Source organism: Microbacterium sp. CIAB417 (assembly GCF_022788845.1).
In genome coordinates, this window is record NZ_JAHZUT010000013.1 from 17,000 (window position 1) to 39,871 (window position 22,872).

The 22,872-nt window shown below is 70.9% G+C and carries 24 protein-coding genes and 1 pseudogene; 6 read left to right on the forward strand and 19 right to left on the reverse strand.

What is annotated here, in order from left to right; translation table 11 throughout:
• Nucleotides 1-40: 40 nt before the first annotated feature.
• The 6 genes from KYX17_RS29480 to KYX17_RS29505 form a co-directional block, all read right to left on the reverse strand.
• On the reverse strand, nt 41-898 hold the full coding sequence (locus tag KYX17_RS29480; RefSeq protein WP_243232943.1) for a MurR/RpiR family transcriptional regulator: 858 nt from the start codon (nt 896-898) through the stop codon (nt 41-43).
• Nucleotides 888-1,646 carry a phosphonate ABC transporter, permease protein PhnE gene (gene phnE, locus KYX17_RS29485; protein ID WP_243233135.1) on the reverse strand — a complete coding sequence of 253 codons (759 nt, stop codon included), beginning with the start codon at nt 1,644-1,646 and terminating at the stop codon, nt 888-890. Before phnE (KYX17_RS29485) ends, KYX17_RS29480 begins: the two co-directional genes overlap by 11 nt.
• A 71-nt stretch (nt 1,647-1,717) precedes the next feature.
• Nucleotides 1,718-2,518, reverse strand: coding sequence for a phosphonate ABC transporter, permease protein PhnE (gene phnE, locus KYX17_RS29490; RefSeq protein ID WP_243232945.1), 801 nt, complete (start codon nt 2,516-2,518; stop codon nt 1,718-1,720).
• Nucleotides 2,515-3,330 carry a phosphonate ABC transporter ATP-binding protein gene (phnC, locus tag KYX17_RS29495; protein ID WP_243232947.1) on the reverse strand — a complete coding sequence of 272 codons (816 nt, stop codon included), beginning with the start codon at nt 3,328-3,330 and terminating at the stop codon, nt 2,515-2,517. Before phnC ends, phnE (KYX17_RS29490) begins: the two co-directional genes overlap by 4 nt.
• Nucleotides 3,327-4,304, reverse strand: coding sequence for a phosphate/phosphite/phosphonate ABC transporter substrate-binding protein (gene phnD, locus KYX17_RS29500; RefSeq protein WP_243232954.1), 978 nt, complete (start codon nt 4,302-4,304; stop codon nt 3,327-3,329). The genes phnC and phnD overlap by 4 nt, the downstream gene beginning before the upstream one ends.
• A gap of 41 nt (nt 4,305-4,345) precedes the next feature.
• Complete coding sequence (locus KYX17_RS29505; protein ID WP_243232965.1) at nt 4,346-5,002, reverse strand: HAD family hydrolase; 657 nt, start codon at nt 5,000-5,002, stop codon at nt 4,346-4,348.
• A 53-nt stretch (nt 5,003-5,055) separates the two neighbouring features.
• Here KYX17_RS29505 and KYX17_RS29510 point away from each other — a divergent pair, with 53 nt between their 5' ends.
• On the forward strand, nt 5,056-5,739 hold the full coding sequence (locus KYX17_RS29510) for an amino acid deaminase (RefSeq protein ID WP_243232967.1): 684 nt from the start codon (nt 5,056-5,058) through the stop codon (nt 5,737-5,739).
• An 85-nt stretch (nt 5,740-5,824) separates the two neighbouring features.
• Here KYX17_RS29510 and KYX17_RS29515 read toward each other — a convergent pair whose 3' ends face one another.
• Entirely contained in the window at nt 5,825-7,282 is a 1,458-nt protein-coding gene (locus KYX17_RS29515; protein WP_243232977.1) for a helix-turn-helix transcriptional regulator, read from the reverse strand.
• Between the two features lie 136 nt (nt 7,283-7,418).
• On the opposite strand from KYX17_RS29515, the gene aceA reads away from it, so the two are divergent.
• Complete coding sequence (aceA, locus tag KYX17_RS29520) at nt 7,419-8,735, forward strand: isocitrate lyase (protein WP_243232987.1); 1,317 nt, start codon at nt 7,419-7,421, stop codon at nt 8,733-8,735.
• Between the two features lie 40 nt (nt 8,736-8,775).
• Nucleotides 8,776-10,470, forward strand: coding sequence for a malate synthase A (gene aceB / locus KYX17_RS29525; protein WP_243232989.1), 1,695 nt, complete (start codon nt 8,776-8,778; stop codon nt 10,468-10,470).
• A gap of 171 nt (nt 10,471-10,641) precedes the next feature.
• On the opposite strand, the gene KYX17_RS29530 is transcribed toward aceB, so the two are convergent.
• Both KYX17_RS29530 and KYX17_RS29535 read right to left on the reverse strand, forming a co-directional pair.
• Complete coding sequence (locus KYX17_RS29530) at nt 10,642-11,652, reverse strand: hypothetical protein (RefSeq protein ID WP_243232990.1); 1,011 nt, start codon at nt 11,650-11,652, stop codon at nt 10,642-10,644.
• Between the two features lie 130 nt (nt 11,653-11,782).
• Entirely contained in the window at nt 11,783-12,574 is a 792-nt protein-coding gene (locus tag KYX17_RS29535; RefSeq protein ID WP_308220987.1) for a coenzyme F420-0:L-glutamate ligase, read from the reverse strand.
• A 73-nt stretch (nt 12,575-12,647) separates the two neighbouring features.
• Here KYX17_RS29535 and KYX17_RS29540 point away from each other — a divergent pair, with 73 nt between their 5' ends.
• Nucleotides 12,648-13,847 carry a pyridoxal phosphate-dependent aminotransferase gene (locus KYX17_RS29540; protein ID WP_243232991.1) on the forward strand — a complete coding sequence of 400 codons (1,200 nt, stop codon included), beginning with the start codon at nt 12,648-12,650 and terminating at the stop codon, nt 13,845-13,847.
• Between the two features lie 24 nt (nt 13,848-13,871).
• Here KYX17_RS29540 and KYX17_RS29545 read toward each other — a convergent pair whose 3' ends face one another.
• Both KYX17_RS29545 and KYX17_RS29550 read right to left on the reverse strand, forming a co-directional pair.
• Nucleotides 13,872-14,180 (reverse strand): hypothetical protein, encoded by a 309-nt coding sequence (locus tag KYX17_RS29545; protein WP_243232992.1) that lies wholly within the window; start codon nt 14,178-14,180, stop codon nt 13,872-13,874.
• An 8-nt stretch (nt 14,181-14,188) separates the two neighbouring features.
• The gene (locus KYX17_RS29550; RefSeq protein WP_243232993.1) at nt 14,189-14,713 is read right to left on the reverse strand and encodes a YbhB/YbcL family Raf kinase inhibitor-like protein; all 525 of its coding nucleotides are present in this window, start codon (nt 14,711-14,713) and stop codon (nt 14,189-14,191) included.
• A gap of 470 nt (nt 14,714-15,183) precedes the next feature.
• On the opposite strand from KYX17_RS29550, the gene KYX17_RS29555 reads away from it, so the two are divergent.
• Nucleotides 15,184-15,378, forward strand: coding sequence for a hypothetical protein (locus KYX17_RS29555; RefSeq protein WP_243232994.1), 195 nt, complete (start codon nt 15,184-15,186; stop codon nt 15,376-15,378).
• Here KYX17_RS29555 and KYX17_RS29560 read toward each other — a convergent pair.
• The 5 genes and pseudogenes from KYX17_RS29560 to KYX17_RS29580 form a co-directional block, all read right to left on the reverse strand.
• A complete protein-coding gene (locus KYX17_RS29560; protein ID WP_243232995.1) occupies nt 15,375-16,511 on the reverse strand; it encodes a UDP-N-acetylmuramate dehydrogenase in 1,137 nt (378 codons plus the stop codon). The genes KYX17_RS29555 and KYX17_RS29560 overlap by 4 nt on opposite strands.
• Entirely contained in the window at nt 16,508-16,915 is a 408-nt protein-coding gene (locus tag KYX17_RS29565) for a MaoC/PaaZ C-terminal domain-containing protein (RefSeq protein ID WP_243232996.1), read from the reverse strand. The genes KYX17_RS29560 and KYX17_RS29565 overlap by 4 nt, the downstream gene beginning before the upstream one ends.
• A complete protein-coding gene (locus tag KYX17_RS29570) occupies nt 16,912-17,358 on the reverse strand; it encodes a MaoC family dehydratase N-terminal domain-containing protein (RefSeq protein WP_243232997.1) in 447 nt (148 codons plus the stop codon). The genes KYX17_RS29565 and KYX17_RS29570 overlap by 4 nt, the downstream gene beginning before the upstream one ends.
• Nucleotides 17,359-17,406: 48 nt before the next feature.
• Nucleotides 17,407-18,210, reverse strand: coding sequence for a sulfite exporter TauE/SafE family protein (locus KYX17_RS29575; RefSeq protein ID WP_374209001.1), 804 nt, complete (start codon nt 18,208-18,210; stop codon nt 17,407-17,409).
• Nucleotides 18,211-18,238: 28 nt separating this feature from the next.
• Nucleotides 18,239-18,925 (reverse strand): annotated as a pseudogene (locus KYX17_RS29580) (SDR family NAD(P)-dependent oxidoreductase); the annotation flags it as partial.
• Nucleotides 18,926-18,957: 32 nt separating this feature from the next.
• Here KYX17_RS29580 and KYX17_RS29585 point away from each other — a divergent pair.
• Nucleotides 18,958-19,539 carry a hypothetical protein gene (locus tag KYX17_RS29585; RefSeq protein ID WP_243232999.1) on the forward strand — a complete coding sequence of 194 codons (582 nt, stop codon included), beginning with the start codon at nt 18,958-18,960 and terminating at the stop codon, nt 19,537-19,539.
• 97 nt (nt 19,540-19,636) lie between these two features.
• Here KYX17_RS29585 and KYX17_RS29590 read toward each other — a convergent pair whose 3' ends face one another.
• From KYX17_RS29590 to KYX17_RS29600, 3 genes are read right to left on the reverse strand one after another with little or no spacing between them, the layout of a single operon-like run.
• Entirely contained in the window at nt 19,637-20,905 is a 1,269-nt protein-coding gene (locus KYX17_RS29590) for a chloride channel protein (protein WP_243233000.1), read from the reverse strand.
• A gap of 5 nt (nt 20,906-20,910) precedes the next feature.
• Complete coding sequence (locus KYX17_RS29595) at nt 20,911-21,495, reverse strand: CoA-binding protein (RefSeq protein ID WP_243233001.1); 585 nt, start codon at nt 21,493-21,495, stop codon at nt 20,911-20,913.
• Nucleotides 21,495-22,784, reverse strand: coding sequence for an O-acetylhomoserine aminocarboxypropyltransferase/cysteine synthase family protein (locus KYX17_RS29600; RefSeq protein ID WP_243233002.1), 1,290 nt, complete (start codon nt 22,782-22,784; stop codon nt 21,495-21,497). Before KYX17_RS29600 ends, KYX17_RS29595 begins: the two co-directional genes overlap by 1 nt.
• Nucleotides 22,785-22,872 lie beyond the last annotated feature (88 nt).

Sequence of the window (22,872 nt, forward strand, 5' to 3'; positions counted from 1 at the left end):
AGCGAGCACCCCATTGCCTGCTCGCTCGGCGAACGGGTGCTCACTCGGCGGGGTCGGCGAGGTTCTCGGAGAGGATCTCGAGCACCTGAGCCCGGATGCGGGGCGACCGCTCCCCCAGCTCGGCGGCGACGGCATCCACGAGCACCTCGCCGAACACGGCGTGCACCGCCCGTGAGGTGTGCTCGAGCTCGTCGCGGAACGTCGCACCCGCCGGCGCCAACACGAGTGACAGGTCGGCGATCTCGGTCAGTGTCGACGCGACGAACGAGGTGATGAGAAGGACACCGGCACCGGCGGCCTCGGCCGCGCGCGCGGCCCGCACGCTCGCCTCATTGGCCCCCGAACCACTGATCACGAGGCAGATGTCGTCGCCGGTGAGCTGGCGCGCGGAGATCTGCTGCGCGATCGGATCCGCGACGATCTCCGCGGGACGCCCGACCGCGGTCAGCCTCATCGCGAGGTCGCTCGCGAGCGGCGACGACAGACCATTGGCGACGACCAGCACCCGCCGGGCGCCGGCGACGCGCGACACCGCGGCGGCGACCGCATCCTCGGTCAGAAGCCCCGCCGAACCGGCGAGCGCCTGCGCCGCACGGTCCATCGCGGTGCGCATGCGTCCGAGGACGCCCACGCCGTGATCGATCACCGCATCGGGCTGCGCGCCGAGCTCCGCGGCGAGCGCGACCCGCAGCTGGGGGTACCCGCGGTAGCCGAGGCGCTGACACGCCCGCACGACCGAGGACCGCGCGACACCTGCCCGATCGGCGAGCTGCTGCGCCGTGAGCTCCACGACGACCTCGGGCTCCGACACGATCAGATCGGCGATGCGCCGTTCGGTGGGCTGCAGGACGTTGCGCAGCGCCGCGATCCGCGCGGTCGTGGGAGCGTCAGCGGACACGCGCACCCTCCATGATCCTGCGGCGGACCGCACCGCTGATGGCATCGATGGTCATCGTCACCGCGATGACCACGATCAGCAGCATTCCCACCGTCGACCACTCACGGTACTGGGTGTAGGTGGTCAGCATGTCGCCGATTCCGCCCACGCCGATGAGGCCCAGCACGGCGGACGATCGCACGTTGATCTCGAACCGGTAGAGCCAGAACGACAGGAACGCGGGCGTCGCCTGCGGCCACACGCCCCAGCGCAGCACCTGCGCGGTGTTGCCACCGGCAGCGCGCGCCGCCTCGATCGGTCCCTGCGGTACCGCCTCGACCGCCTCGTATCCCCACTTGCCGAGCGTGCCGACGCCGTTGACGGCGAGGGCGAGCGCGCCCGTCAGCGGTGTGAGGCCCGTCATCGACAGGATGATGATGGCGAAGATGATCTCCGGAACCGCGCGGATGACGGAGAACACGAGACGCAGCGCGGAGCGCAACCATGCCGGCCCGAAGCCACGGGAGGCCAGCAGGCTCAGCGGCGTCGCGACGATCACGCCGAGCACGGTGCCGACCCAGGCCATCTCGACGCTGCGCCAGGTCTGCCAGAGAGCCTCGGGCAGCTTCGACCAGTCCGGGGCCGAGAACATGAGCCAGATGTAGCGCACGATCGCGGCGGGCAGCTCCCCCAGCCGCGACCACGTGATGTCGACGGACCAGAAGGCGGCGATGACGATCACCGTCACGGCGACACCGACGACGAGCACGAGGGGTCGACGTGGTCGCTCGGGAAGCGCGAACCCGGGCGCGGTGCGCGCGGGAGACGTGCCGACGGCGCTCACACGAGCCTCCGTCGAACGGCGGCGCTCAGGGCGTCGAGAAGGACGACGAGCACGAGGATCTCCAGGATGATGAGCGAGAGCTGGTCGTAGCGGTAGTACGTGCGCACCGCATCGATCAGCAGGCCCAGCCCGCCGGCGCCCACCAGTCCCAGCACCGACGAGGCGCGAACGTTGAGCTCGAATACGTATAGCGTCTGAGCGACGAAGGCCGGCCAGGTGTCGGGCAGGGCGAGTGCGCGGTTGATCTGCAGCTGGGTGCCGCCGGCGGCGCGGCCGGCCTCGATCGGGCCCGCATCCATCGCGTCGATCGACTCGGAGACGAGCTTGACGATGATCCCGACGTTGAAGAGCACGAGCGCGAGGATGCCGGGAAGAGCGCCGACGCCGACCATGGCCACGAGCACGGCGGCCGACAGCAGGTCGGGGACGGCTCGCACGACGTTCAGCACGGCGCGAACGGCCCCGCGCAGCCACGGATGCGGGTTGGTCGGGCGTGCGGCGAGGAAGCTGAGCGGAAGCGAGATCAGCGCGCCGACGGCGGTGCCGATGACGGCCATCTGCAGGGTCTCGAGCAGCGGCGCGACCGTGCGCGGGAAGAACGACCAGTCGGGCTGGAGCAGTCCCAGAACCTTGCTCGCCCCGTGCTGCCAGTTGCGTGCGATGCCGCTGAGGTCGAAATCGATGCCGATGACGGGCAGGCACATGAACACCGTGACGGCGGCGACGAGGGCCGCGATGACCCAGCCGCGCCACCTGCCGCCGGGTCTGGGCGGCAGTTCCAGCGACGACGCGCTCACGAACCGAGCCGATCCTCGGCCGTGACCGACCGGCCGTAGATCTCCGCGAAGTCGGCATCCGTGGCGTCGGCGGCCGACCCGTCGTAGACCAGCTCGCCGGCCCGCATCCCGATCAGACGCGTGCCGTACTGACGCGCGAGATCGAGCAGGTGAAGGTTCACCAGCACCGTCATGCCGAGCTCGCGGTTGATGCGGCGGAGATCGCCCATCACACCATGCGCCGTGGGCGGATCGAGGCTCGCGACGGGCTCGTCGGCGAGCACGATCCGCGGCTGCTGCGCGAGGGCCCGGGCGATCGCGACGCGCTGCTGCTGACCGCCCGAGAGCGCCGAGGCGCGGTCGTAGACCTTCGCGAGGATGCCGACGCGTTCCAGCGCCTCGTAGGCGAGCTGCTTGTCGTTCGCCGTGTAGGCGCCCAGCAGTGTGCGCCAGGTGGGCGTGTGCGTCAGCCGCCCGACGAGCACGTTGTTCAGAACGCTCGTACGACCGGCGAGGTTGAAGCTCTGGAAGACCATGCCGATGCCGCCGCGCAGGCGCCGCAGCGTGCGCGGGCGAGCACCCGCCAGCTCGATGTCGCCGACCGTGAGCGAGCCGGCCGAGATCGGCACGAGCCCGTTGATCGTGCGGATGAGGGTGGACTTGCCCGACCCGGAGAGCCCGACGACCGCCACCATCTCCCCCGCGGGGATGTCCAGGCTCACACCCCGCAGGCCCATCGTGCCGTTGGGGTAGCGCACCTGGACGTCGCGCAGGCGAATGGGCCAGGAGGCCGGGGCCGCAGCCCCGACCTCCTGGTGGAGAGACGTCGTCACTGCAGACCCAGCTGCTGCGCGGCGCGGGCGACCACGTCGAGCGAGGCGGGGTCGGCGGGAGCGAGCTTGGTGATGGAGTAGATGCTCTGAAGCACCTTCGAGCCTTCGTCGGAGCTCGAGTACTCCTCGAGCGCATCCGTGATCTTCTGCTGCAGCTCCGGCGAGAGGTCGGAGGTGAGGGCGACGCCGTCGTTGGGGATCTCGTCGGTCATCGCGAAGACGACGACCTTCTGACCCACATCCGGGACGTCCTTCTTCACGATCGTGCGTGCGTCCCAGAAGCTGAAGCCGACCTCGGCGTCGCCGTTGTAGACCGCGAGGACGGAGGCGTCGTTGGCGGTGACCGGCAGCTTCTCGATGTCGCTGTCGGTGTTGATGCCGGCCTCCTGCAGCGCCAGCACGGGGTAGATGTAGCCGGCGGGAGAGCCGGGGCCGAGCATCGCGACCTTCGCACCCTTGACCTTGGTGATCGAGTCGAGACCCGCCGGTCCCTTCATCGCGTCGGCGCCGTTGCAGAAGAGCATGCCGTCGCGCTCGACGGGAGTGTCGTCGCAGTACTTGTCGGGGTTGTTCGTCATGAACTGCGCCGGGTAGGTGATGTTGCCGTTGCGCTCGGTCTGGAGGACGACCTTGGCCCCGTACTTGTCGCTCGCCTGCCAGAGCTGCAGCGAGGGCAGGAAGCCGATCTGCGCCTGGCCCGCGCCCATCGCCTCGACGGCGGCCTGGTAGTCCTTCGCGACGACGCCCGTGACCGGGATGCCGAGCTTCTCGGTGAGCATGTCGGTCAGGGGCTTCGCGGTGTCGACGAGGCCGTTCTGGTCCTGGGAGGGAACGAGCGCCAGCACGAGGGAGTCGGGATCGGCCGCGGCACCGCTCGTTGCGGGGTCGGCCGAGCCGGCACAACCGGCGAGCAGCAGGGATGCGGCCGCCACGACGGCGGCTGCGGCGCCGAGGCGCAGGCGGGTGATGTTCATGTGGTGTCCTTCGGATCGGGGTGGTGTGCGGGTCGGTGGGGTCAGGCGACGCGGGCGGCGAGGGCCCAGCGTGCGATGTCGTCGAGGAGGTCGTCCAGGCGCGCGGCGCGATAGGTGGGCCGTGCGTCGGGAGCTGAGGATGCGCCCACGAGCGCCGTCGCGTGGCCGCGGGCGTGGGCGGGGGCGAGGTCGTTGCGCCAGATGTCGCCGACGCTCAGCACGGGTCGGGCGGGGTCGAGCTCGTCGAGGAGGGCGTCCAGGCCCGCGGGCTTCGCCGCATCCGTGACGATCCGGTCGAAGCGCCCCGCGAGCCCCAGCGCGTCGAGTGCCTCGGTCAGGCGCACGTCCGGGGCGTTGGTGAGGAGGATCCGCTCTGCGTCGACCTCGTCGAGCAGTCGCGCGAGGCCCGCGGGTGCGCCGATCGGGGCGGCGGATGTCGCCAGCATCCCGCGGCTCGCCCGGTAGCCGAAGGCGAGGTGCGTCTCGTCGGCGCCGGCGCGCAGGGCGAGGATGCGGACGAGGTCGTAGCCGTCGACGGCGCCCTCCGCGCCCGGGTCGTCGAGTCCCCGCCGCACCTCGGTGACGAAATTCTCCGGCAGACGGCCGGCGGCGGCCACGGATGCGGCGTAGGCCAGCACGGGCCCGTCGCCGAGGGCGACGGTACCGTCGAAGTCGAAGATGAGAACAGGACGTGGCACGGGGCTCCTTCAGGTGGACGCTTCGTCCATGGTGAAGGAGGATTGTGGACGCAATGACCACGCCCGATGAACAGCCGGTTAAATCATCGACCGCGCGCGTGGACGCGGCAGCCCGCCGCGCCTTGGACGACCCCGCCGCAGCACTCGCGCTCCTGCCCGGCGTCGCCGCATCCCTTCGCCGGGACGCCGCGAACGGCCTGTTCGACGCGTGGGACCTCTCCACGGCCATCGACGAGAACACCGGAGAGTCGGTGTTGCCCGAGGCCGTCTTCCAGCACCTGCATGCCGCGGCGGGGCTGGAAGCGACCTGGCCCACGGGCAATGCGGGGCTGCTGCACGTCTACGGCTACCTCTTCTCGCTCGCCGAGACGCCCTACGGACTCAAGCGCGAGCGGTGGCTGGATGCGGGGCTGGCCACCGCCTACGGCGAGCCCACGCTCTTCCACGCCGAGGCACTCGGCGGCGACGCACCCTCCGTCACCCCGCTCGCACGCATCACCGCCGCCGCCCGGGGCCTGCTGGCCGAGCACACGGTGCGCGAGGAGCGCATCGGCCCGGTGCGCGCACGGATCGCCATCGGGCGGCGCGCCGCATCCGGCCCCTTCGCCCTCGCCTACGCGATCGATCGCGGCACGGGCGAGCGCCTCGTGACGACGTTCCCGATCGCCTCCCCCGCCGACACGCTCGCGGCCATCGACGCCGAGCCGCCCCGGCTGCGCTGGAACGCCGCCGAGTGAGCACCCGTTCGTCGAGTGAGCACCCCGTTGCATGCTCGCTCGACAAACGGATGCTCGCTCGGCGAAGCACCCGCACCCGCCTGGCTCAGCTGGGCGCGTGCGCCTCGAGGAACTCGTAGACCTCGGTCGTGTCGACGCCGGGGAAGGCCCCGGTGGGCAGGGTCGCGAGCAGGGTGCGGGGCGTACGGACATTCGGCCAGGAGTTCTCCCGCCAGGCGCTCTCGAGCTCGGCCGGCGCGCGTCGGCAGCACACCTCGACCGAGTGCCGTGAGACCCCGCGGTTGGCGGTGTCGCGCCCCAGGAACCACTTCGTGTCCTCGAAGCGCACGCCAACGCTGATCGAGTGCGCTCCCTCGCTCGAATACTCGACGCGGGCGGTGCACCAGTAGGTGCCGTTACCGGTGTCGGTGTACTGGTAGTACGGGTTGAAGCGGTCGTCGACGTCGAAGACCACACGGCTCGTCCACCGGCGGCAGCACATCTGCCCCTCGATCGCGCCCAGCCGATCCGCCGGGAAGTTCACGTCGTCGTTCTCATACGCCTTCGTGATGGTGCCCGACTCGTGCACCTTGAGGAAGTGCACCGGGATGCCGAGGTGCACCGTGGCGAGGTTCGTGAAGCGGTGCGCGGCGGTCTCGTACGAGACCGAGTACAGATCACGCAGATCCTCGATCGAGATCGCCCGGTCGGCCTTGGCATCGGTGAGCACCGGCACGACGTGGGACTCGGGGACGAGCAGGGCGCCCGTGAGGTAGTTGGTCTCGACCCGCTGGCGCAGGAACTCGGCGTAGCTCGTGGGCTCCCGATGCCCCAGGATGCGGCTCGACAGCGCCTGCAGCACCGCCGTGCGCGCGTCGCCCTTCGCGGCCACCCGGCTCGAGAGGTAGAGGCGGCCATGCTTCAGGTCGGCGACGCTGCGGGTCGTCTGGGGCAGGTCGGGCACGTAGTGCAGCGTGAAGCCCAGGTGCGCGGCGATGTCGCTCGCCGATCGCTGGGTGAGCGGGCCGCCGGGGTGGGCCACCGCATCCAGGATCGCCCGGGCCTCGGTCTCGAGCTCGGCGAAGTAGTTGTTCTGCTCCCGCATGAGATCGCGCAGTTCGACGTTCGCCCGTCGCGCCTCTTCGGGCGTGGCGGAGCGCTCGTCGCGCAGGCGATCGATCTCGCCGTGCAGGGCGAGCATCGCCCGCAGAGCCTCGTCCGGCACCGACTTGCCGATGCGGAACGCGTCGATGCCGAGCGCCTGGAACGTCTGCCCCTTCATCGCCCGCTGCAACGCGATCTCCATCGCGGCGCGTTCGTCGAGCGGCTCGGCCTCCAGCAGCGCGTCGACCGTCGTACCGAGCGCTTTCGCGATCGCGCGCAGGAGTGTGAGCCGGGGCTCGCGCTTGCCGTTCTCGATCATGGACAGCTGGCTGGGCGCACGGTCGACCGCGGCGGCGAGCGCGTCGAGCGTCATGCCCTGCGCCGTGCGCAGCTGGCGGATGCGGCGCCCGATCGTCAGGGCGTCGGCGTCGTCGGTCATCGGATCTTCTTCGATCGTCATGGATCGGGATTGTGGCACAAGAACAGAAGAACGAGCAATCTTCTCCCCGGAAATCTCCGTTTCCGGCCTTGATCTTCACCCACAGTGGTCACACGCCTCGGGACGACGACCGTCCCTTCGATCACAGGAGACCGACATGACCAGCACCGCCCCCTTCGCCCAGGGCCCGCTGCGCGCGGGTGACATGACGCAGACCGCCGCCGAGCTGCAGGAGATCTGGAACACGGATCCCCGCTGGGACGGCGTCGAGCGCACCTACTCGGCCGAGGACGTCATCCGCCTGCGCGGCTCGGTGCGCGAAGAGAACACGCTCGCCCGCCGCGGTGCGGAGAACCTCTGGAACCTCCTGCACACGGAGGACTACATCCGCGCGCTCGGCGCCTACACCGGCGGCCAGGCCGTGCAGCAGGTGCGCGCGGGCCTGAAGGCGATCTACCTGTCGGGCTGGCAGGTCGCCGCCGACGGCAACCTCGCCGGCCAGACCTACCCCGATCAGAGCCTCTACCCGGCGAACTCCGTGCCTGCGGTCGTCCGCCGCATCAACAACGCGCTCATCCGCCAGGACCAGATCGAGCACGCCGAGGGCGAGATCACGCAAGACTGGCTCGCCCCCATCGTCGCCGACGCCGAAGCCGGCTTCGGCGGCCCGCTCAACGCCTACGAGCTCGCGCAGTCGCTCATCTCGGCCGGTGCCGCCGGCATCCACTGGGAGGACCAGCTGGCCAGCGAGAAGAAGTGCGGCCACCTCGGGGGCAAGGTGCTCGTTCCCACGCAGCAGCACATCCGCACCCTCAACGCCGCGCGCCTGGCGGCGGATGTGGCGGGCGTGCCGACGGTCATCATCGCCCGCACCGATGCCCTCGCCGCAGACCTGCTGACGAGCGACGTCGACCCGCGCGACCAGGAGTTCACGACCGGTGAGCGCACGTCCGAGGGCTTCTACCGAGTGCGACCCGGCATCGACGCGGTCATCAGCCGCGGCCTCGCCTTCGCGCCGTACGCCGACCTCATCTGGGTCGAGACCGGTGAGCCCGACATCGAGCTCGCCCGCGCGTTCGCCGCGGCCATCCACGAGCGCTACCCCGGCAAGCTCCTGGCCTACAACTGCTCGCCCAGCTTCAACTGGAAGCGACACCTGACCGACGAGCAGATCGCGACGTTCCAGCAGGACCTCGCGGACCTCGGCTACAAGTTCCAGTTCATCACCCTGGCCGGATTCCACGCCGTCAACTACGCGATGTTCGACCTCGCCGCCGGCTACGCCGAGCGCGCCATGAGCGCCTACGTGGAGCTGCAGGAGGCCGAGTTCGCCGCCGAGGCGCGCGGCTACACCGCCACCCGCCACCAGCGCGAGGCGGGCACCGGCTACTTCGACCACGTCTCAACCGCGCTCAACCCCGACAGCGCGACGTTGGCACTGGCCGGCTCCACCGAGACCGCCCAGTTCCACTGACCCTTCTTCCGTTTCCTCCCCGCCTTCGAAAGGCAGAGCCATGACCCCCACCGCAACGGGCTTCGCGCCCGAAAGCACCCGCATCCGCGGCGACGAACGCCACCCCGGCACCGGCCCGATCGCCACCGGACCCCACACACCGACAATCGAGGTGCGCGGCCCGCTCCGCGCGCGGTACGACGAGATCCTCACCCCCGACGCGCTCGGCTTCCTGGCCGAGCTGCACGACCGCTTCGCCGGGCGCCGGCACGACCGGCTCGCGGACCGGATGCGGCGCCGCTACGAGATCGGCAACGGGCACGACCCCCGCTTCCGCGACGACACGGCCCGCATCCGCGACGATGCGTCCTGGCGCGTCGCCGGCGCCGGCCCCGGTCTCGAGGACCGCCGGGTCGAGATCACCGGTCCGACCGACCCGAAGATGACGATCAACGCCCTCAACTCCGGCGCGAAGGTCTGGCTCGCCGACCAGGAGGATGCGACGAGCCCCACCTGGCGCAACGTGATCGAGGGGCAGTTGTCGCTGTTCGACGCGATCCGCGGGCAGCTCTCGTTCACGAGCGGCGAGGGCAAGCGCTACGAGGTCACCGCCGCCGAGACGCCCACGATCGTGATGCGCCCGCGCGGCTGGCACCTCGTCGAGGAGCACCTCGGGTTCACCGACCGCTCGGGGCGCACGCTCGCCGCATCCGGTTCGCTCGTGGACTTCGGTCTCTACGCGTTCCACAACGCGCACCGGCTGATCGAGAACGGCGCCGGGCCCTACTTCTACATCGCGAAGCTCGAATCGAGCGAGGAGGCGAAGCTGTGGGACGACGTCTTCAGCTTCACCGAGCGGCGGTTGGGCATCACGCACGGCACGATCCGCGCGACGGTGCTGATCGAGACGCTGCCCGCCGCGTTCGAGATGGAGGAGATCCTCTATGAGCTGCGCGACCACTGCGCGGGCCTGAACGCCGGGCGCTGGGACTACATCTTCTCGATCATCAAGAACTACCGCGGCCGCGGCGCGCGCTTCGTGCTCCCCGACCGCAGCGAGGTCACGATGACGGTGCCGTTCATGCGGGCCTACACCGAGCTCCTGGTGAAGACGTGCCACAAGCGCGGCGCCTTCGCCATCGGCGGCATGAGCGCCTTCATCCCGAACCGCCGCGACCCGGAGGTGACCGAGCGCGCGTTCGAGAAGGTCGCCGCCGACAAGAAGCGCGAGGCCGGCGACGGCTTCGACGGCACGTGGGTGGCGCATCCGGATCTGATCCCGGTGGCCCGCGCGGAGTTCGACGCCGTGCTCGGCGATCGGCCGAACCAGCTGGACCGCCAGCGCGACGACGTCGAGGTGACCGCCGCCCAGCTGATCGACGTGCACATCGGCCGCCCCATCACGGCGGCGGGGGTGCACGGCAACGTCTCCGTCGCCATCCGCTACATGGAGGCGTGGCTGCGCGGCCTCGGTGCCGTCGCGATCGACAACCTGATGGAGGATGCGGCCACCGCCGAGATCAGCCGCTCGCAGGTGTGGCAGTGGATCCACCAGGACCGCACGACCGAGGACGGCACCCGCATCACCCGCGAGTACATCGAGGAGCTGATCGCGCAGGTGCTCGGCGAGGTGGAGCGCCGCGACGGCGACCGGTTCGACGACGCGGCGGACGTCTTCCGCGACGTCGCCCTGGGCGCGGAGTTCCCCTCGTTCCTGACCCTCGGCGCCTACTCGCGGTTCCTCGTCGAACGCTGATCCGCCCGATCCCCGGTCGCTCCCGCTGCTCGCGGGGCGGCCGGGGATTCCCGCGCGCCCGAACTCCTGCAAACGGCGCACGAAACGCGCCTCGCCGCGGGCGAGCACGGTGTTCTGCAGGAGTTCGGACCGCGGCAGCATCCGCACCGCCCGCGGGGGGCGCCGCGGAAGTCAGGGGGCGAGGAGAGCGAGCAGCTCCTCCGGCGCGGCAGCGGCACGCAGATCCGGACCCACCACGCGACGGCATCCGTCGAGCTCCACGGTCACCGTGGCACCTGTCTGCGCCGCCGGCAACGGATGCAGGACCACCGTGGATGTGGCCTCCACCTCGCACGTGCCCGCGGGGCCGGCCTCGCCGATGAGGGTGAGTGCGTGCGCCGCTTGCTCCCGATCGAGCTCGTCGACACCCGCGAACGGCAGCGATCCCTGGATGCTGGCCACGACGCCCTCGGCCGAAAGCGGGGCGGACGCGTATCGACAGACCCGCATCGCCGTCCCCTCATCGGCGGAGGGAAGCGGGGGCGGCGGCACGGGGACGGCCGTCACGCCGACCTCCGGGACGTCCGGAACGGTTCCGACGTCCACGCCCGGAAGCGTCTCGATCAGCACCAACAAGCCCGCCGTCGACGCGCACGCCGCGGCCGTCGCCGCGGCGGACTCGATGAGGCTGCCACGCTGGAAGCGCGACTCGACCAGGGCGAGCGCGGCGACCGCTTCCTCGACGCGGTCGAGGACATCAGGACGAGGCTTCGCGCATCCGGTACTCGGGTACGGCGTTCGCACGTATCGGCCTTCGGCGTCGGCGAACCACAGTTCCGGCCCGATCCACATGTCCGCGGTGCACGCGCCGAGACTCGGCGGGTCATCCGGTTCGGCGAGGGCCGCGAGCAGCGCACTCAGATCGCCCTCGAACCGCTCGATCCGCGACCCCGCCCAGATGCCTTCCGCATCTGTCTCGGTGGCGAACGCTTCGCACCGGTAGAACGCGACCGGCACGAAGTCCTCGGGCACAGAGCCTGCGACCACGTCCGGATCCGGGGTGCCGAATCCGTCGCCGCAGCGCAGCTCGTCGATCGGCACGGCGTCGGCGCGCGGCTCGCCCGACAGGAACGGCAGCGCCCCCGCGCACCCGGTCAGCGTCGCCGCCAGCAGCACCGCGATGAAGGCCCCCGTCTTCCGCATCCCTCCACGCTAGGCACGCGGCAGGCTTCCCCGCGCAACGAAGCGCTAACGATCAGGGCCCCAACTCCTGCACCTCGCCCGATCAACCGGCTATCCCGCGCCGAACGCGCCGTTCTGCAGGAGTTCGGGTTCAGCCGCGCGACGAGCGCCCGGCGGCGAACCCGTCGTCGTAGCCGACCTGGCGTCCCATCGCGATCGCCTCGTCGGTGCCGAGGCGGAACATGTCGTGCTCGCCCGTGCGCGGCAGGGTGCGCGCGCCGGGGGTGTCGATCTCGTCGGTGACGTAACGGGACAGTCCGCGCACCACCGCCACGGGACGCCCCGTCGCCTTGCCCTTGACGAGGTCGCCGGCCGAGGCGATCTCGTCGGCGACGACGGGCACAGTCACTACGAGAGGCCTCCCCTGCGCGTCGGTCTCGCCGCGCAGATCGTCGACCACCTGCATCCCCGCGGCACCGATCGCGATGTCGGTCTGCCCGATGCGCCACGCGCGGCCCAGAGTGTCGCTCACGACGATGCCCAGTCGCACCCCGAAGCGCTCTCGCAGCGCAGCGCACAGGGCGCGAGCCGACGCATCCGGATCGATCGGCAGCAGCAGGATCGTCCCCTCGGGGGTGTTCGAGGCGTCGACACCGGCGGCGGCGCCCACGACCCCGAGGCGGTTCTCGACGATCCGGGTCGTGCCGCGCACCGCGACGACCCGCACGGTCTCCGCGGTGATCGCGTCCTCCCGATCGGATGCGGCCAGCTGGCGCCCCTCCGCCTTCGAGACGATCTTGGAGGTCACGACGAGGATGTCGCCGTCGACGACGCCCTCCGCATCCGCCGCCAGGGCGTCGCCGATGATCGTAGCGAGGTCGTCGCCGGCGGCCACCTCGGCGATGCCGTCGAGGGCCCAGACCTGCATGCGGGGTGCGCTCACCCGATCATGTTTCCACACCCGACGGGGGCCTTCGGCCCTGCTGGAGCGGGCGCTGCCCCGCTAGGCTCGGAGGGTGACCGAACGCGCCCCCGTCTCCCGCAAACTCTCCGCCATCGCCGAATCCGCGACCCTCAAGGTCGATGCGAAGGCGAAGGCCCTGCAGGCCGCCGGACGCCCCGTCATCTCCTACGCCGCCGGCGAGCCCGACTTCCCGACGCCGCAGTTCATCGTGGATGCGGCTGCGGAGGCGTTGAAGGACCCGTCGAACTTCCGGTACACGCCCGCCGCGGGCCTGCCGGTGTTGCGCGAGGCGATCGCCGCGAAAACGCTTCGCGACTCCGGGCTCGAGGTCTCGCCCTCGCAGATCATCGTGACCAACGGCGGCAAGCAGTCCGTCTACCAGGCGTTCCAGGCCGTCGTGAACCCGGGCGACGAGGTGCTGCTTCCCGCTCCGTACTGGACGACGTACCCCGAGGCCATCCGCCTCGCCGACGGTGTGCCCGTCGAGGTGTTCGCCGGTGCCGACCAGGACTACAAGGTCACGGTCGACCAGCTCGAGGCCGCACGCACCGACCGCACGACCGTGCTCGTGTTCGTCTCCCCCTCTAACCCCACCGGCAGCGTGTACACCCCCGAGGAGACGCGTGCGATCGGCGAGTGGGCGCTCGCCCACGGCATCTGGGTCATCACCGACGAGATCTACCAGAACCTCGTCTACGAGGGGGCCCGCGCCGTGTCGATCGTCGAGGCCGTGCCGGAGCTCGCCGGCCAGACAATTCTCGTCAACGGCGTCGCGAAGACGTACGCGATGACCGGTTGGCGCGTGGGCTGGATGGTGGGCCCCGCCGACGCGATCAAGGTCGCGGCCAACCTGCAGTCGCACCTGTCGAGCAACGTGAACAACATCGCGCAGCGCGCCGCCCTCGCCGCTCTGACGGGTCCGCAGGACGAGGCCGAGGCGATGCGGGTCGCGTTCGACCGTCGCCGTCGGCTCATCGTCGACGAGCTCGCCAAGATCGAGGGCGTCACGGTTCCCAACCCGCTCGGCGCGTTCTACGTCTACCCCGACGTGCAGGGACTGCTGGGCCGCGAGTGGGACGGCGTCACGGCGACCACGACGCTGGAGCTCGCCGACCTCATCCTCGAGAAGGCCGAGGTCGCCGTCGTCCCGGGCGAGGCGTTCGGCCCGTCCGGCTACCTGCGCCTCTCGTACGCGCTCGGCGACGACGCGCTGCTCGAGGGCGTGCGTCGCCTGCAGCGCCTCTTCTCCTGATCGCGGCCGCGTCCCTGAAACGGCTCAGCGCGCTGCGTTCGGCGAGGATGCTCCCGGCACCTCGATCGTGATGCGCGAGCCGCCCTCGATCACGCCGTGACCCTTGTCGGGCGTGGGCGCGGGAATCGGGATCTCCTGCTCGGCCTCCCACACGAGCCGCGCCTCGTGCGCGGCCGGGTGGAAGAGCTCGTCGAATCCGAGCAGCCCGCCCGACGAACCCGCATCCGCACCGTCCGATCGCTGGCGGCGGTGGGTGGAGATGCTCACGAGCACGAAGAGCAGCGGGACGCTGAGCACGAGGACGATGGTCCCCCACCCCAGCAGGTCGGTCATCTCGATCGTCAGTGCTGGTAGGTGCCGTGGATGATGGCTCGGCCGAGCGTCTTGAACGCCAGATTGAACGAGACCACGGCGGGCGACGCATCCGCATCCACTCCGAGCGTCGGCTCGGACACGGCGTGCACGACGAAGTAGTACCGATGCACCTGGTCGCCCTGCGGGGGCGCGGCGCCCATGAAGCCGGGCTGCCCGCCGTCATTGCGCACATGGAAGGCGCCGCCGGGGAGAGCGGCCGCCGCGGCTCCGGTGTCGAGGGAGGTGACGGATGCGGGCACGTCCACGAGCACCCAGTGCCAGAAGCCGCTCGGGGTGGGGGCATCGGGGTCGAAGCAAGTGATGACGTAGGACTGCGTCCCCTCGGGCGCACCTGACCACGACAGCTGCGGCGAGGTGTTGCCGAGGGCGGCGACCTGGTCGTCTTTCAGCGGTGCGCCGTCAGTGACGTCCTCACTGGTGACGGTGAACGAGGCCACCGCGGGAAGAAGCGGATAGGGGTCCGGCGTCTGGGGACGGGTGAGATCGGTCATGTCATCGAGCCTACGCACGGTCCTATGAGTGCACAGGGAGTTGCGGGCTCCGCATCCTGCGACCCGTGTCGCGCCGGCGCCGGATGCTGGCACCCGCCTTCGGCCGCCCGGAACCGCCACACTTTTGCGCACCCGCCACAGACAAAAACTGTCGCGGATGCGGAAACCTGCCGCATCCGCGCACCTGCGACGCAACTCGGGCACCCACCGGCACCAACCCCGGGACACCCACCCCGGACCCCGACCCCGGGTTCCGGGCCCCGGCCCTACACTCGCGAGCCCTCCGCGCAAAGGGCGTCGCTCGCCTGCGCCCTCTGGGCGGGGGCCGGGTGGGTCGACGGCGACGGGTGGGGGCCCATCGCGATCGCCGCCGTGATCCTGCTCGCGGCCGCCCTCGTGCACTCGCTCGCCGAGATCACCCGAGCGCCGCCGGCTGGAGCCTGAGCTTCGATCTGGCGTCGCAGGAGCGGATGGGCAGCTACCAGGGCGTCTACGGCACCGGTTACGCGCTCGGTGCGATGATCGCCCCGGCCGTCGTGACGATGACGGCGATCGATCTCGGCACCGCCGGATGGGCGATCCTGGCGGTGATGTTCGGCGTCGCGGGCGCGGGCGTGGTGATCATCGCCCGCCGCGCCGCGCGCGATGCGGTGACGATCGGCTAGAGCTCGACGCCGACGAGCACGGGCTCGGGCTGGAGGATCAGTCCGAACTCCTGCTGCACCCGCTGCTGGATGAAGCGCGCGAGCTCGGCGATCTCCGCCGCCGTCGCCCCGCCGCGGTTCGTCAATGCGAGGGCGTGCTTGCTCGACACCGCGGCGCGCGAGCGGCCGATGCGGAAGCCCTTGCCGATCCCCGCGTGCTCGATGAGCCACGCGGCACTCACCTTCACATCGATCGAGCGCACCGGCGCCGGGGGGACGTACCCGTCGAACTGGTCGAGCGGGATGACGCGCACCGGCTCGATCTCGGGTTCGAGCGGCCACCTCGGGCACTCCGCCGGAAGGGTGCGCGCGAACTCCTGCGACACGACCGCGTTCTGAAAGAACGAACCCGCGGAGCGCGTGTCGGCGTCATCGGGGTCGAGGACCATGCCCTTGCTGCGGCGGGTGGCGAGCACGGTGTCGCGCACCTCGGCGAGCGAGACGACCGCATCCGGTGCGAGTCCGAGAGCCCGGCGCAACTGCTCGCCGCGCACCGGAGCCGCGCCGTGACCGACCTGCTGCAGTTCGAGGGTCACCGAGAGGATGACGGCACGACGGGCGGCCACCGATCCGTAGTGGTGCTTGAGCACCGAGGTGCGGAAGCCGAGGTTGAGTTCGGTGGCGGCGACCGTGGAGATCTCGCCGGTGGATTCGTCGATGAGCTCGACCTCGACGAGGGTCTGCGAGATGTCCTGCCCGTACGCCCCGACGTTCTGCACGGGAGCCGCACCCACGGTGCCGGGGATGCCGCTCATCGCCTCGATGCCGGCGAGCCCCGCCGTCACGGTGTCGGCGACCAGGGCGTCCCAGTCGTGTCCGGCCTGCACGCGCAGTCGCACGAAGCCTTCGCGGGGCGAGGGCAGCCGTTCGATACCCCGGGTCAGCACCCGCACCACGGTGCCGTCGAAGGGCTCATCGCCCACCAGGAGGTTCGACCCGCCGCCGAGCACGAACCAGTCGTCGCCGTCAGCCCACACCTCGCGCAGCGCGACGATCAGCTCGTCCCGCGACCGCGCCTCCCGCATCCGCGCGGGAGCGGCGCCCGTGGCCAGCGTGGTCAGCTGCCCGAGCGGCAGCGGTTCTACGGCGGTCATGCCTCGCGGGCCACCCGCACCTGCGCCTTGCCCAGCACGGTCGTGTCGGCATGGGTGACCGTCAGGTCGATGCGCAGCGTCTCGTCGTCCATCTGACCGACGGTGGCGACGACGTGCACGTCCGCTCCGGTCTCGGCGTCCACGACGACGGGTCGCGTGAAGCGCACACCGTACTCGCGGATGCGGCCGGCATCCCCGAGCCAGGGCACGATCGTCTCGACCGACAGCCCCATGGTGAGCATGCCGTGGGCGAGCACGCCCGGCAGCCCGACGCGGGCGGCGACGTCGTCACGGAAGTGGATGGGGTTGAAGTCGCCCGACGCGCCCGCGTACCGCACGAGCGACTCGCGGGTCAGGTGCACATCGCGCTCGGCGACGACCTGTCCGATCTCGTACGCGGTCATTCCTCGCCCCCGATCAGCAGGATGGATGTGGCGGTCACGACGTGTGCGCCGACTGCATCCGTCACCTCGGCCTCGCTCGTGACCATGGCGCCCTTGCCGACCGCGCGGACGCCCGTCACCCGCAGCTGCGCGGTGAGCTCGTCGCCGGCGACGATGGGTCGCGAGTAGCGGAAGCGCTGTTCGGCGTGGATCGTGCGCTCGAGCGCGATTCCCGAGTCGGGCTCGGCCAGCAGCTGCTGCAGCGTGAGGTCCTGGATCACCATCGCGAACGTCGGCGGCGCGACGACGTCGGCGTAGCCGAGCGCCTGCGCTGCAGCCGGATCGGTGTGCTGGGGGTCGGTGGCGAAGACGGCGCGGGCGAACTCGCGCACCTTCTCACGACCGACGAGGTACGGCGGTGTCGGCTCGAAGGCGCGCTCGACGAGGGTGGGATTCACGGGCACAGGCCCATCCTACCGAGCGGCCCGGCGGCGACCGCCGTCAGAAATGGCTCAGCGCTTGCGCCCGCGGACGGCCTTGATCGCCATCTGCGTGCCGATGAAGACGAGGAAGGCGGCGAAGAGGATGTTGGCGACGAAGGGATCGAGCAGTGTCGCGATCCACGCTCCCAGCGCGGTGGTCGTGCACGCGGCGACGCCGACGAGGGCAGCCGCGAGGAGGTCGACGTTCCTGCGCCGCAGGTTGCCGATCGTTCCCGACAGCGCGGTGGGGATCATGAACAGCAGCGACGTGCCCTTCGCCTCCAGGTCGCTCGCGCCGAAGATGAGCACGAGGATCGGCACGACGATCACGCCGCCGCCGACACCGATCAGACCCGCCATGATGCCCGTGAACACGCCCACCACGACGAGGGCGATGCCGGTGACGACCGTCACCTCGATGTGCGCGTCGCGGGAGGGGATGACGAAGAACAGGCTCGCGATCACGACGACGATGAAGGCGACGAAGCCCCAGCGCAGCGCGGTCTGCGAGATCCGCGGGAGCAGCCACGTGCCGATCTGCGCGCCCACGACGGCACCCACGGCGAGCAGGATCGCCGGCACCCACGCGACCGACTCGTGCACGGCGTAGGAGATCACGCCGACGGCGGCCGTCGGCACGATGGCCGCGAGGGAGGTTCCCGCGGCGAGACGCTGGTCGAACTTCAGGAACAGGACCAGCAGCGGAACGATCACGGTGCCGCCGCCCACGCCGAACAGTCCCGACAGGAGACCCGCCAGCAGCCCGGTCGCGATGCAGGTGAGGATGAAGGCGGGAGTGCGTGGCGCAAGCACGCGTGCGGGGGCGTCGGTCACCGGGAGAGCCTACCGCCGCCCCGAGGCGTCACTGCACCGACCATCCTCCGTCGGACGCGAGGATCACGCCGTTGATGTTGGCCGCGTCGTCCGAGAGCAGGAAGGTGATGGATGCGGCCAGCTGCTCCGCTGTGGCCACGGTCGGGATGAGCTGCTCGAAGGGTGCCACCCGTGCGCGCCCGCTCTCGGAGAGGTGCGGCGGAAGGGCGATGCCGGTCGCGACGGCTCCGGGGGCGACCGCGTTGACCCGGATCCCGGCGGGACCGTACATGAATGCGGCCGACTTGGTCAGCCCGACCACGGCGTGCTTCGAGGCCGTGTACGCGTTCCCCGCGGCGTTGCCGCGCAGGCCTGCTTCGGAGGCGACGTTCACGATGGCGCCGCCTCCGGCCGCGGTCATCGCGGGGATCACCGCGCGCGACAGCTTGAACGTGCCCGTGACGTTGACGGACATGACGCGCTCCCACACCGCATCCGTCGTCTCCCCCAGCGGCGAGAAGTCGTCCATGATCCCGGCGACGTTCGCGAGCGCATCGATCCGTTCTCCGGCGGCCGCGACGATCCGGTCGACGGCCGCCTGGTCGGTGATGTCGCCGGCGACGGCCACGAGCTTCTCCCCGCCGCGCGCCGCCACCAGCTCGTCCAGGCGATCGGCGGAGATGTCGACGGCGACGACACGGCCGTCCTCCCGGAGCACACGCGACGCCACGGGACGCTGCACGGCGGCTGCCCGCGGAGGAGCTCACGATGCAGGGCGTCGCCGACACCCTCGGGGTCGATCGCAAGGCGCTGCACCACTACGTGCACGGGCGGGAGGGCTTGATGGAGCTGCTCGCCGAAGACGTGTTCCTGACCCGCATCGCCGCGCTCGAGATCCCCCCGGATGCTCCCTGGCCGGATGCCTGTCGCACCTTCGCCGAGGGGATGCGGCAGTCACTCGTGGCATCGGGCGCCCTCGTCGAGCACTTCCGCACCCTGTCTCGGGCGACTCTCGGCGCGGTCCGGCCGGCCGAGGTGGTGCTGGAACGTCTGCTCGCCGGCGGCGTCGACGAGGTCACCGCCGGGCGCACTCTCCTTCTGCTGACGACCATCGCCACGGGCTTCGCCCGAGAGGAGGTCGCGGCCGCGGGAGCCGGCGGGCACCCGCAGGTCGCGCAGTTCCGCGGGATGCTTCGCGAGACGGGCGCCACGGAGCTCAGCGTGCTGCGGCGGCTCGACGGGAGCGGCTTCGACGCCTACGGCGACGCGCAGTTCGCCTTCGACGTCGACGCCGTCATCGCCGCCGTCGAGGCCCGCCTCGCGGAGGTCGAGACCGGCGTCGCCGACTGAGCATCCGTTCGTCGAATGAGCACGCGATCGGATGCGCGCTCGACAAACGGATGCGCGCTCGCCGCGACGCGCGGAGTCTCCTCTCGCGAGACGCGCCCTACTCGCGGGCGGGATCGAGGGGTGTGAAGCTCGCGAGGCCGCCGCGCTTCAGCAGGCCCACGACCGCGAGCGAGCCGGCCACGGCGAGGAAGATCGGCAGCAGCAGCGAGAAGCCGGTGTTGGTGAACTCGATGATCAGCGCGATCGCGGTGAACGGGGCGCGCATGTTCGCGGCGAGGAAGGCGGCCGCGGCGACGACAGCGAGTCCCGTGCCGCTCGCTCCGGGCCAGAGCAGCGCCCACCCCGCCGCGGCTGCCGCTCCCAGTGCCGCGCCGATCGCGACGGAGGGCTGCAGCGTGCCGCCGATGGCACCCGCCCCGAGGGAGAGCGTGGTCGCGACGTACTTGAGCACCGCGAGGATGAGCAGGAACACGACCGGCTCGCTCAGCTCGAAGCCGGCGGTCGCCAGCGCGCGTCCGTTGCCGAGGATGAGCGGGAAGAACATCCCCACGGCGCCGACGGCGGCGAACACGAGCGGGAGCACGACGAGCAGCTTCCAGCCGGTCGGCCGGAAGGCGCTCAGACGTTTGGTGGCGGCGACGAAACTGGTGGCGACGACTCCCATCAGCGGTCCGACGACGAGTGCCGCGACGAGCAGGGACGCATTGACCTCGATCGATCCCAGGTCGTAGAGCGACTGGTCGCCCACGAGCGGCCGCGCGACCAGGGTCGCGATCGCGCTGACCGCGAGGGCGGTCACGGCGGCGGCGATCGAGAACTCGCCGAGGAGGATCTCCACCGCGAACACCGCGCCACCCAGCGGCACGTTGTAGACGGCCGCAAGACCCGCGCCCGCGGCCGAGGCGATCAGGATGCGGCGCCAGCGCGGCGTCAGGCGGAACCAGCCGACGACCTTCGACGACGCCATCGCGGCGAGCTCGCGCGGGGCGACCTCTTTGCCGATCGATGCGCCCAGCGCCACGGAGACGACCTGCAGCACGGTGTCGACGAGGGTCTCCAGCACCGGCATCCGTCGCCCGTCGACACCCTGCTCGACGCTCGCGACGGGCCTGCCGAAGCGGCGGATGAGATACCAGCCGACGGCCGCGATGACGCCGGCGGCGCTGACCGAGACCAGCGGCAGCCAGAACTCGGATGGCGCGGCGAGACCATCGAGGAAGGGACCCGGACCCTCGCCCCAGACGAGGTGCTCGATCGAATGGACGATCCAGACCAGCAGCAGCACCGCGAGCCCCGTGCCGACTCCGGCGAGGAGGGTCGCCGCACCGATCCGGGTGAGGTGGCCGACGGCAGGGCGCAGCCGCACAGCATTCACCGCAGCGTACGCCGGGAGCTGATCTGACCGGTGTCGAAGCCCATCAAGTGCAGACCGCCGTGGAAGCGCGCGTGCTCGATCTTGATGCAGCGGTCCATGACCACGGTCAGGCCCTTGCTCTCGCCGTACCGCGCCGCATCCTCGTTCCAGATTCCGAGCTGCACCCAGACGGTGGGCGCGCCGACCGCAAGGGCGTCGTCGATCACCGAGGGGATGTCGTCGGCGCGGCGGAAGACGTCGACGATGTCGGGCACCTCCGGGAGCGAGGCGAGATCGGGGTAGGCCGGCTGACCGAGGATCTCGGTGGCGTTCGGGTTCACGAAGTACACCCGGTAGGCGCCGGACTGCAGGAGGTACGTGCCGACGAAGTAGCTCGAGCGCGCCGGATTCGCGGAGGCGCCGACGATCGCGATGCTCTTGGCGGCGCGGAGGATCGCGAGGCGTTCCTTCGCTCCCGGCCCCTCCCACGTGCGCTGCGAGCGCAGCAGCTTGGCGAGGGGCGAGCTGGCGGGCAGGGCGCACGTCAGCCCGTTCGGCAGGCGGGTCTCGACGGTCTCCTCGACGGCGGTCACGTCGTTCATCATGCCTCCTGCGCGGCGGCGAGGGCCTGGTCGAGGTCGTAGATGATGTCGTCGACGTCCTCGATGCCGACGCTGATGCGCACGAGCCCCGGCAGCACGCCGCCGTCGATGAGCTGCTGCTCGGTCAGCTGCGCGTGGGTCGTGGACGCGGGGTGGATGACGAGCGTCTTCGCGTCGCCGATGTTGGCGAGATGACTGGCGAGATCGACCGACTCGATGAAGGTGCGACCCGCCGCGCGGCCACCCTTGACCCCGAAGCTGAAGACGGCGCCGGGGCCCTCCGGGAGGTACTTCTGGGCGCGGTCGTGGTGGATGTGTCCGGGAAGCCCCGCCCAGGTGACGTACTCCACGCGCGGGTCGGCGTCGAGCCATTCGGCCACGGCGCGCGCGTTGTCGACGTGCGCCTTCATGCGATACGGCAGCGTCTCCACGCCCTGGGCGAGCAGAAAGGCCGAGTGCGGAGCGAGCGCCGGGCCGATGTCGCGCAGCTGTTCGGCGCGCAGGCGCGTGAGGAAGGCGTACTCGCCGAAGTTGCCCGACCACTCGAGCCCGCCGTAGCTCGGCACCGGCTCGGTGAACAGGGGGAAGCGCTCACTCGACCAATCGAAGCGACCCGACTCGACGACGACGCCGCCGAGAGAGGTGCCGTGGCCGCCGAGGAACTTGGTGGCCGAGTGCACGACGATGTCGGCGCCCCACTCGATCGGACGGCAGAGATACGGCGTCGCGACCGTCGAGTCGATCACGAGCGGCACGCCGGCCGCGTGAGCGACCGCCGCGAGCCCTTCGATGTCGGCGATCTCGCCCGAGGGGTTCGCCACGGTCTCGGCGAACACCGCCTTGGTGCGGTCGGTGATGGCGGCGGCGTAGTCGGCGGGATCCGCCGAGGCGACGAACGTCGTCTCCACCCCGAAGCGGCGCAGCGTCACATCGAGCTGCGTGATCGAGCCGCCGTAGAGGTTGGCGCTGGCCACGATGTGATCGCCCGCACCCGCGAGCGAGGCGAAGGTGATGAACTGCGCCGACAGCCCGCTCGAGGTGGCCACGGCTCCGAGGCCCTGCTCGAGCGAGGCGATGCGCTCCTCGAAAGAGGCGGTCGTGGGGTTCGCCAGGCGGCTGTAGATGTTGCCGTACTTCTGCAGCGCGAAGCGCGCGGCCGCATCCTCCGTGTCGTCGAAGACGAACGCCGTGGACTGGTAGATCGGCAGCGCGCGGGCGCCGGTGACGGCGTCGGGGATGTTGCCGGCGTGGATGGCGCGCGTGCGGAAGCCGTATTCGCGGTCGGCCATGGAGGGCCCTTTCGAAGGGGGATGCGGGTTTCCCGCAGCCTACCGGCCGCTCGGCACGGCCCCGAGTCGTGTGTCGGCATGCGTCGGC